Consider the following 9,731-nt stretch of genomic DNA (forward strand, 5'->3'; position numbering starts at 1 on the left):
CTATAAGTCTTCTAAAAGTAGGAGGTATAGGTTTTTTGCACTACTGCCATAACTTAAGAAGTCGTTGTCATCTCCCGATTTAAAATGCTTTATGGTTGTAATATTGGTAGGGATTTGTTTGGTGTTTTTTGATTTGATACCTTTTAACCCTTCTCCAATGGTTTCAACTAATTGACTTGTAGTTGCAAATACTATAAAATTGAAAGGTAATTCAAGAAGCTTTTTTTCAAAAATCTGATTTGATGAAATTAAGATAGATCCATCGTTAGCAATTAAGTTTTCGCATGTAGTTAAGAAAAATGGAGCTTCATTCAGTTTTTTGGTCGGGTTCAGATTGATTCTTTTAAACTTTTTTCCAAGTTCTGAATCCAGTAAAAGTAAGGGCTCATTTTGCCATTTGTTTTCTTGAATGATGTGCCCTAAATTTTGTTGAACCTCATTGATATCATCACAGTATAGAAACTTACCGCCATTAGCTTTAAAGTTTATGGTAAACCTTTCGTCAATTGGTAATTTTAGTTCAGGCATATAGCGCCCTCTGTGATCTGATTTAATCTCCTCGTCAGGTTGCTTAGATTTTGAACCAAAAATTTTTCTAAAAAGATTCATTAAGTAATGCTATTATAAGAATTTATGTTGAGAGGGTCATCAAATATAAAAAATCTTAAACTAATCATATGATTAATTTAAGATTTTTGTATAGGTATTAAGGCTTAAAAGCTTTTAAGCTTCTTCTTCGGTGCTTTTAACCTCTGATTTAGAAGTAATAGCTTCTTCTTTTAAGAAAGCACGTTTGCCAAATATTTTTTCCAAGTTATCTTTGAAAATCACTTCTTTTTCTAAAAGGACTTCAGCGAGCTCAGTTAACTTGTCTTTATTTTCTTCAAGTAACTTAATGGCACGTTGGTATTGCTCTTCTATTATTTCAGAAATTTCCTTGTCAATTAAAACAGCGGTTTCCTCACTATAAGGTTTTGTGAAACCGTGATCACTTTGACCAGAATCATAATAGGTTAAGTTTCCAACTTTATCACTTAAACCATAAATGGTTACCATGGCACGTGCTTGTTTAGTAACTTTTTCTAAATCACTTAATGCTCCAGTTGAGATCTTGTCGAAAATCACTTTTTCAGCGGCACGACCACCAAGAGCGGCACACATTTCGTCTAACATCTGTTCCGGACGCACAATTAGGCGTTCTTCAGGTAAATACCAAGCTGCACCTAATGAACGTCCACGAGGTACAATTGTCACTTTTACTAGAGGCGCTGCGTGTTCTAACATCCAACTTACTGTGGCGTGACCAGCTTCGTGAAAAGCTACTGCTTTTTTCTCACTTGGCGTAATGATTTTATTTTTCTTTTCTAATCCACCAATAATTCTATCTACGGCGTCTAAGAAATCTTGTTTATCTACAGCTTTCTTGTTGTTTCTCGCTGCAATTAAAGCGGCTTCGTTACAAACATTAGCAATATCGGCACCAGAAAATCCAGGTGTTTGTTTAGAAAGGAAGTCTAAATCTAAGTTTTCAGCTTTTTTCAGTGGTCTTAGGTGGACTTCAAATATTTCTTCACGCTCTCTTACGTCTGGTAAATCAACAAATATTTGTCTGTCAAAACGACCAGCACGCATCAAGGCTTTATCTAAAATGTCGGCTCTATTGGTTGCGGCAATTACAATCACATTGGTGTTTGTGCCAAAACCATCCATTTCAGTTAATAACTGATTTAATGTGTTTTCACGTTCATCGTTACTTCCAGACATGGCGTTTTTGCCTCTGGCGCGACCTATGGCATCAATTTCATCAATAAAAATGATAGATGGTGATTTTTCTTTAGCTTGTTTGAATAAATCTCTAACACGAGAAGCTCCCACACCAACAAACATTTCAACAAAATCTGAACCAGATAACGAGAAGAAAGGCACTTTAGCTTCACCGGCAACGGCTTTAGCTAATAATGTTTTACCAGTTCCTGGAGGGCCTACAAGTAAGGCGCCTTTCGGAATTTTACCACCTAAAGTGGTATATTTTTCAGGGAATTTTAAGAAATCTACAATCTCTTGTACTTCTTCTTTAGCACCTTCTAATCCGGCAACATCTTTAAAAGTTGTCTTAACTTCTGTTTTTTCGTCAAAAAGTTTTGCTTTCGATTTTCCGATGTTAAAAATTTGACCACCAGCACCGCCACCAGCACCACCAGACATACGTCTCATGATAAAAATCCAAACTCCAATAAGTAAAATAAAAGGTAGGATACCCATTAAAAGGTTTCCTAAGTCATTGGTTTCTGTAGAATAGCTAACATCTGGTTCTGTTGGAAGATCTTTAATGTTTTCGTTCAGTTCATTTTCAAAATTCTGAAGGTCACCAAATTCAAATTTATAATTCGGTAGTTCGGTTGCCGAAGGAATAATCGATTGAGGTTTTGCTCCTTTGTGTTCTTCCTTAGTTAATGCTTCAGAAGTTAGGTAAACCTTTGCTACACGTGTATTTTTTACAATGTTTACGCGTGCTACATCACCATCCTTTAAATACTGAAAGAATTCTTGAGGGGTTGTTGTATTACCGCCTTCATAGCTTTCTCCACTAAATAATTGAAATCCTAAAAATAAAGCTATTAATGCGCCGTAAACCCAATACGGACTAAATTTTGGTTTTTTGTCTTTTGGTTTTTTATTGTCCTTTGCCATTTGATTCTTTTAGTAATTGGTTTCTATTACGGTTGTTTTTGCATCACCCCAAAGACTTTCGATGTCATAAAATTCTCTAATGTGTTTTTGGAAGACATGAACAACAACATTGACGTAATCAATTAATACCCACTCGGCGTTATCCATACCTTCAGTATGCCATGGGTTGTCCTTAAGTTCTTTGCTTACTTTTTTCTGAATGGAGTTAACAATAGCGTTTACTTGTGTATTTGACGTTCCTTCGCAAATAATAAAGTAATCACAAACCGTATTTTCAATCTCTCTTAAATCTAGAATATTTATCTCTTGTCCTTTAACATCCTCAATGCCACTAATAATAACGGATATTAATTGGTCTGCGCTTATATTTTCTTTCGCCATTAAATTTATTTAATTTGTGCAAAGTTATTATTTTTTTGGTTCTTTATAGTTTAAAAATACCATAAGATTTAGTCTTATCCCAATAACTTGTTCATGATTATTATCAAACTTAATGCCACCGATTCTACAAACAGCTATTTGAGAAGGCTTTATTCAAGTTCTGCTATTGAAGATTTTACAACAGTTATTGCTAAAAAGCAAACTCAAGGTCGTGGGCAGAGGGGGGCAGAATGGGAATCTCAAGAGGCTAAAAACCTTACTTTTAGCGTATTTAAGAGCCTAGAAGACTTTTCGCTAACACACCCTTTTGGTATTAGTATGGTGGTTGCTTTAGCTTTAAGAAAGGCTTTACAGTCCTTTTTAATTCCGCAATTATATGTAAAATGGCCTAACGACATTTTGTCAGCAGACAAAAAGATATGTGGTGTTTTAATTGAAAATGTCATGAAACAGCAAGATATTGTCGCTTCAATAATAGGAATTGGCTTGAATGTCAATCAAGTTGAATTTGATAATTTACCTAGAGCCTCCTCATTGACAAAAATTACAGGCGCTATTTATGACTTAGATGAAGTGGCTTTGGCGGTTTTAAATCAAGTTCAGTATTATTTTGACCTTTTAAAAGAGGGTGGATTTGAAAACCTAAAAACCGAATATGAATCCTGTTTGTTTAGAAAAAATAAACCCTCAACATTTAAAGATGCTGAAGGTTTACTATTTTCTGGTTTTATAAAAGGTGTTTCTAATTTTGGAAACCTTCAGGTTTTATTAGAAGACAACATTATAAAAGAATTCGATTTAAAAGAAATTACCCTAATGTACTAAACGGCTTTAGGGATATTTGTTGATAAGGTTTCTATCAATTTTGTGATAGGACCTTTAATCATCATGGCCATCATAGGGTTGATGTTTCCATCGAAAAGCAATTGTACTTCGCTGGCGCCATTGTCAATTTTATTTATTTGAGTAGTTAGTGAAAAGTCTATTTTTCCACCTGCTGCACCAAGAACAATTTTATTATGAGGCACCTCTTCTTTCTTTTTAAGTACGATATCTGGCATGCCCTTTAAAGCAAAAAGAAATTTATCGTCACCTAAAACTTCAAATTTACTGATGTTTTCAGGCATAATCGCTTCAAAATTTTTCACATCAGATAGAAATTTAAACACCTCTTCTTCTGATTTTGTTACCGTAACTTTTGGGGATTCTAAATTCATAATATTTAAAATAGTGTTATGTATTGCTGAGGCATTTTTTTAAACGAATGCCTTCAAATGACAAGGAGCTACTATCAATTAGCGTTCCATTCACTAGGATTACTGTTCCATTCTGATAAAGTTTTTATTTCTTTTTCAGAAATGTAGTTGGTATCTAATGCCTGTTCTAATAAGTTTTCGTAGTTGCTTAAAGTGTTTAAGTGTACACCAGCTTCTTTAAAGTTTTCCGTGGCAACGTCAAAACCATAAGTAAATATGGCAATCATGCCTTTAACGTTAACATGAGCTTCTTTTAAAGCTTTTACAGCATTTAAACTACTTTTGCCAGTGCTTATTAAATCTTCTACAACCACCACGTTTTGACCACTTTGAATAAATCCTTCAATTTGATTCTTTCTTCCGTGGCCTTTAGCATCTGGTCGCACATAAATAAAAGGAAGTCCTAAATATTCGGCAACAAGCATACCTATACCAATGGCACCTGTAGCAACGCCCGCGATAACGTCGGGTTTACCATAGTGTTTTTCGATATATTTCCCCATAGTTTCACGAATATAATTACGCACAGGAGGGAATGATAAAATAATACGGTTATCGCAATAAATTGGCGATTTCCAGCCCGATGCCCAAGTAAATGGTTCTTGAGGACTTAGTTTTATAGCGTTTATTTGCAATAAAACTTCGGCTGTTTTTTTTGCTGTGTCTTTGTTGAAAATCATGTTGGCAAAATTACGGATAAATTTAATTTTAAAATGAATCGAGTTTTATTTTTAATGAAATTATTTTTTGATCTTCGTTTACTGTGTGAACAAAATTAATACTTTTACCTAAAGAAATTGTTAACTAAGAGTGACTATGATTAAAGTTTTTGTTGGAGATAAACCTATGATTTTAACCAACCAAGTAGAGCAGGAAATCAATTTTAAGAATTATTTGCTTGATACGGTGAACTTGGTGAAAGTTATTAGAAAACTGAATACTTCATCGCTGAAAGAAGCACGACTGATTCATAAAAATCCTGAGAAATTACTTAAGAAGTTTTTAAAGAAACTGCCCAATGTTATCGCTGGTGGGGGAAAGGTTTATAATGCCAAAGGAGATATTCTTTTCATATACCGAAATGATAAATGGGACCTGCCTAAAGGAAAAGCCGAGCGTTATGAGAGTATTGAAGAAACTGCCATTCGAGAAGTCACTGAAGAAACCGGGGTTAGCGGACTCGTTATTACTAAACCCTTAGATACTACCTATCACATTTTTAAACGTCACGGGCGCTATAAGATTAAAATAACACACTGGTTTGAGATGAAAACGGATTTTACAGGTGATTTAAACGGACAAGAAGAAGAGGGAATTACTAAAGTGGAGTGGTTGAACAATGAGGAGGCTCAGGAGGCGCTGGGGAATTCTTATGCTAATATTCGGAGGTTGGTTTAATTGGGGGCTGAAGTAGTTAAGTAGTTAAGGGGTTCTCACTTCGCGGGGCTCAGTGCGGTGTAGTTAAGTAGGTTAGGAGTTGAAGTAGTTAAGTTTAATCTTATGAATTGGATTTTATTGATTATTGCGGGGTTGTTTGAGGTGGCTTTTGCGGCTAATAGCTTCTATTGTGGGACTCAAGTTTGTTTCTAACTAATAATTAGGCTCAATCACTTGAGTTTTTAACAATATTTTTAGGTCTCATAAAACATTGTTGTTGTTTTTCTTTCTTGTCTGAAATAGCTATCTCAAACGTTATAGTTTTTGGTAATGGTAAAATAAATAGCTTCTGCTTGCAAGACAACATTTTAAACTTAAATTTGCAGCTCCAAAAAACGAGCCATGACCGATTTTATTATTAAGCGCGCAGCAAATGCAAAAAATGATGTTCTAGCAGGGATAACCGTCTCTTTAGCGATGGTGCCCGAAGTGGTAGCCTTTGCTTTTGTGGCGCAAATAGACCCTCTAATGGCGCTTTCAGGTGCCTTTATTGTAGGGTTAATAGCCGCCATTTTTGGTGGGCGCCCAGGGTTAATTTCTGGTGCTGCTGGTGCGGTAGCTGTTATTTTTGTAGGCATGATTGCCGAAGGTCATACCCGAGGCATGCTTTTCGATCAACCTATTGAAAACATGGGGTTCTTCTATTTGATGGCCTGTGTGATTCTCATGGGGATCATTCAAATATTTGCAGGTGTTTTTAAACTGGGGCGTTTTGTGCGTTTAATACCGCACCCAGTAATGATGGGCTTCGTAAACGGTCTGGCTATTGTCATTTTCTGGGCTCAGGTCAAAATGTTTTCTCATAAAACCTTACAAGTGTCTGAAGCAGGTGTTAAAGAATACGTCAATACCTTTATGCACGGTACTGAACTTTACATTATGATAGGGTTGGTGGTCTTAACCATGGGGGTTATTTGGTTACTACCAAAAATCACTACAAAAATTCCTGCAGCTTTGACGGCTATTTTAGTAACTACTTTGGTGGTGGTTGGTTTCAATATGGACGTATCAACCGTAGGGTCTTATATTATTGAAGGTGGCGGAACTGGTCTTAAAGGTGAAGTACCAACCCCTAATTTAGAGCTGTGGCAAAATTTACCCATTAATTTAGATACACTTAGCTTTATATTACCTTACGCTTTTTTAGCGGCCTGTGTTGGTTTGATAGAGTCTTTAATGACCATGAACCTTGTTGATGAGCTTATTGATAGTCGTGGCGACGGAAACCGCGAGTGTATTGCTCAAGGTGCTGGAAATATCATGTCTGGACTCTTTGGAGGCACCGGTGGTTGTGGTATGATCGGGCAAACCGTAATTAACATCAAAGCTGGTGGTCGTGGTCGATTGTCTGGAATTATGATGGCAGTTACGCTACTGACTTTTATTCTTTTTACCGATAAACTTATCGAACAAGTGCCAATCGCTGCGCTTATTGGGGTGATGTTCATGATGGTTATCGAAACCTTCGCTTGGTCTAGTTTTAGAATCTTAAAGAAAATACCAAAGTCTGATGCCGTGGTGCTTATCGTGGTTTCGGCGGTTACCGTGATTTTCGATTTGGCTATTGCGGTTTTTGTAGGGGTGATTATTTCAGCCTTGAGTTTTGCTTGGCAGAATGCCATTCGTATTCGTGCTCGTAAGCGTATGCGCGAAGATGGTACTAAAGTTTACGAAATTTGGGGACCTTTATTTTTTGGTTCGATTACAGCTTTTAATGAAAAGTTCGATATTAAAAATGACCCTGATACCGTTGAAATCGATTTTGTAGAATCACGTATTAGCGACCACTCGGCGATGGAAGCCATTTTCAACTTGGTTAATAAATACGAAGCAGCCGGTAAACAAATTAGATTAAAACACCTAAGTGAAGATTGTAAACTTCTTCTTTATAAATCGAACCCGAAATTCCGTGAAGTGGTTGTTGAGGCCATAGATGATCCACGTTACCATCTTGCTGAAGATCCAGAGGCTTTTACCAAAGGTTTGGGGGAGTATAATCTTTAGTTTTTGGGCGTTACCATAGCCTTCCACTTGGGTTCCAGACTATGGTCGGGCTTTCCGCTATATCTTTTTTTGGACCAGAGCTTATTTTGCAACATGAGTTGTGTAATGAAAGCAAAAGTTAATTTGTAGGTGTAGAGGTGGTTAACCAAAAAAAGGATGCCGCTGCAATCCCTAACGCAGTCTTGTAAATATTTTTTTATTTTTTTTACAAGTCTTAGTTTCTTGTTAAAATATTGGTTTGTAGTATTATATGTTCTTGTTGGTTTTTCTGTAGTTAATTTGGTAATACACTTGTTTTTAGAGTGTTTAATATTTTTCATATATTAGTGCAAACTAATCTAAATATATTAACAAAATGAAAACAAAATTACAAACGAACCCAATTAATTGGAAAACTATTAAAACCACTTGTGCTTTACTTTTAGTTGGAGCTTACGGTTTTGCTCAAGATCCAGTGGCGACCACTAACACTGAAATTTCAGGAGTAAGTGTTGAATTTTTCTTTAATCAGCAAGTTGATGTTGCGGCTGGGAAATTAAACTATGCTGATAACGCTGTTGATGGCGATATCGCTACGGACTGGGCTGGAGAAAGTGCAGCAGATATGCCTAATCGTGGAGAAGCTCTTATTTTTGATTTAGGCGGAACCTACGAATTGGCAGAACTTCAGTATTTAACGGTTGCAAAAGACCCAACTTATCAGTTTCAAATTTGGGTGTCTACAGGAACGTCTGATGTAGCAGATTTTGTGAATGCCTTTCCTAGTTCAGGTAATCTTTTAAGTAACCTAGACGTCTCTTACAAGCAATTCCTGATGACAACACCAATTGCAAATGTGAAATATGTGATGCTAAAATGCTATGGTCGTGCAGATAGTGCTTGGAATACTATTAGTGAACTTAAGTTTTATGAAGCATCAACAGCTTCAGTAGAAGAAAATGAATTAAGTGGTTTTGCTTTATATCCAAATCCATCTAACAATGCTTTCACTTTAGATAACCTTAGCAACAAAGTAAACAAAGTTGAAATTGTAAACTTACAAGGACAATTAGTTTTATCGAAATCTATCGAGAGCTTCACTAATTCTTTATCAATAAGTACTTCAAGCTTTGCTAATGGTATTTATTTAGTGAAATTATCTGATGCTTCAGGAAGCTTATCAGCTGCAAAGAAGCTTATCGTTAAGCACTAAAAAAAAGGCTTGTTCCACAACTTTTAATAAAGTTGTTTAGCCTCATAAAAACTTAAAAAAAGGTCTAAGAAGTATTTACTTTTTAGACCTTTTGTTTTTGGTTGTTGGTTTGTTGGAGGATAATTTAGTTAATGCAAGTGAATAAGTACAAAACCCTTTGAGTCTTACAGCTCTAAATCTTGGTTACTCTAAAACTCAGCAACTCTATATCTCTGTAACCCTGTAACTTTGCTACTCTGAAGCTTTGAACCTCTCAAACTTAGTCCACCCGCACAGCATCAGGAACCAACTTGGTATAATCTCCATTATTTCTAATCACATCACGCACAATACTCGAAGCAATATAAGAGGTTTGTGCCGAGGTTAATAAGAACACGGTTTCAATTGGGGCTAAATCTCTATTGGTGTGTGCAATAGCCTTTTCAAATTCAAAATCCGCCGGATTTCTTAGTCCGCGTAAAATAAATGGCACGTCAATTTCTTTACAATAATCCACTGTCAAACCTTTATAGGTCGCAACCTTAACTTTTGGTTCGTTCTTAAAGGTGTCTTCAATAAACTTTTTACGCTGATCTAAGGAAAACATGTACTTTTTATCAGCATTCACACCAATGGCGACAATGACTTCATCAAATAAGGTCGCGGCACGCGTTATAATGTCTACGTGGCCTAAGGTTATCGGGTCAAATGACCCTGGAAATAATGCGCGTTTCATGTGTTTTGTTTAGTTTTTGACTATTGACTATTGACTATTGACTATTGACTATTGA

Annotated in this window: 10 protein-coding genes; 4 read left to right on the forward strand and 6 right to left on the reverse strand. The window is 36.0% G+C overall.

Going from position 1 to position 9,731, the window contains the following annotated elements:
• From F6U93_RS09515 to rsfS, 3 genes are all read right to left on the reverse strand, one after another.
• The gene (locus tag F6U93_RS09515) at window positions 1-609 is read right to left on the reverse strand and encodes an LUD domain-containing protein (RefSeq protein ID WP_150939178.1); all 609 of its coding nucleotides are present in this window, start codon (window positions 607-609) and stop codon (window positions 1-3) included.
• 114 nt (window positions 610-723) lie between these two features.
• On the reverse strand, window positions 724-2,691 hold the full coding sequence (gene ftsH / locus F6U93_RS09520) for an ATP-dependent zinc metalloprotease FtsH (protein WP_150939180.1): 1,968 nt from the start codon (window positions 2,689-2,691) through the stop codon (window positions 724-726).
• Window positions 2,692-2,700: 9 nt separating this feature from the next.
• Complete coding sequence (rsfS, locus tag F6U93_RS09525; RefSeq protein ID WP_150939182.1) at window positions 2,701-3,072, reverse strand: ribosome silencing factor; 372 nt, start codon at window positions 3,070-3,072, stop codon at window positions 2,701-2,703.
• A gap of 93 nt (window positions 3,073-3,165) precedes the next feature.
• Here rsfS and F6U93_RS09530 point away from each other — a divergent pair, with 93 nt between their 5' ends.
• Complete coding sequence (locus F6U93_RS09530; protein WP_150939184.1) at window positions 3,166-3,897, forward strand: biotin--[acetyl-CoA-carboxylase] ligase; 732 nt, start codon at window positions 3,166-3,168, stop codon at window positions 3,895-3,897.
• Here F6U93_RS09530 and F6U93_RS09535 read toward each other — a convergent pair.
• On the reverse strand, window positions 3,894-4,289 hold the full coding sequence (locus F6U93_RS09535; RefSeq protein WP_150939186.1) for an SRPBCC family protein: 396 nt from the start codon (window positions 4,287-4,289) through the stop codon (window positions 3,894-3,896). The genes F6U93_RS09530 and F6U93_RS09535 overlap by 4 nt on opposite strands.
• A gap of 74 nt (window positions 4,290-4,363) precedes the next feature.
• On the reverse strand, window positions 4,364-5,008 hold the full coding sequence (pyrE, locus tag F6U93_RS09540; RefSeq protein ID WP_150939188.1) for an orotate phosphoribosyltransferase: 645 nt from the start codon (window positions 5,006-5,008) through the stop codon (window positions 4,364-4,366).
• 136 nt (window positions 5,009-5,144) lie between these two features.
• On the opposite strand from pyrE, the gene F6U93_RS09545 reads away from it, so the two are divergent.
• From F6U93_RS09545 to F6U93_RS09555, 3 genes are all read left to right on the forward strand, one after another.
• Window positions 5,145-5,726 carry an NUDIX hydrolase gene (locus tag F6U93_RS09545; RefSeq protein ID WP_150939190.1) on the forward strand — a complete coding sequence of 194 codons (582 nt, stop codon included), beginning with the start codon at window positions 5,145-5,147 and terminating at the stop codon, window positions 5,724-5,726.
• A 381-nt stretch (window positions 5,727-6,107) separates the two neighbouring features.
• Window positions 6,108-7,769 (forward strand): SulP family inorganic anion transporter, encoded by a 1,662-nt coding sequence (locus F6U93_RS09550; RefSeq protein WP_150939192.1) that lies wholly within the window; start codon window positions 6,108-6,110, stop codon window positions 7,767-7,769.
• A 355-nt stretch (window positions 7,770-8,124) separates the two neighbouring features.
• Window positions 8,125-8,961, forward strand: a complete 837-nt coding sequence (locus tag F6U93_RS09555; RefSeq protein WP_150939194.1) for a T9SS type A sorting domain-containing protein — start codon at window positions 8,125-8,127, stop codon at window positions 8,959-8,961.
• 259 nt (window positions 8,962-9,220) lie between these two features.
• On the opposite strand, the gene coaD is transcribed toward F6U93_RS09555, so the two are convergent.
• Window positions 9,221-9,676 (reverse strand): pantetheine-phosphate adenylyltransferase, encoded by a 456-nt coding sequence (gene coaD / locus F6U93_RS09560; RefSeq protein ID WP_150939196.1) that lies wholly within the window; start codon window positions 9,674-9,676, stop codon window positions 9,221-9,223.
• Between the last annotated feature and the right edge of the window lie 55 nt (window positions 9,677-9,731).

The sequence above is a fragment of the Pseudotamlana haliotis genome (assembly GCF_008806375.1).
GTDB classification, from domain to species: domain Bacteria; phylum Bacteroidota; class Bacteroidia; order Flavobacteriales; family Flavobacteriaceae; genus Pseudotamlana; species Pseudotamlana haliotis.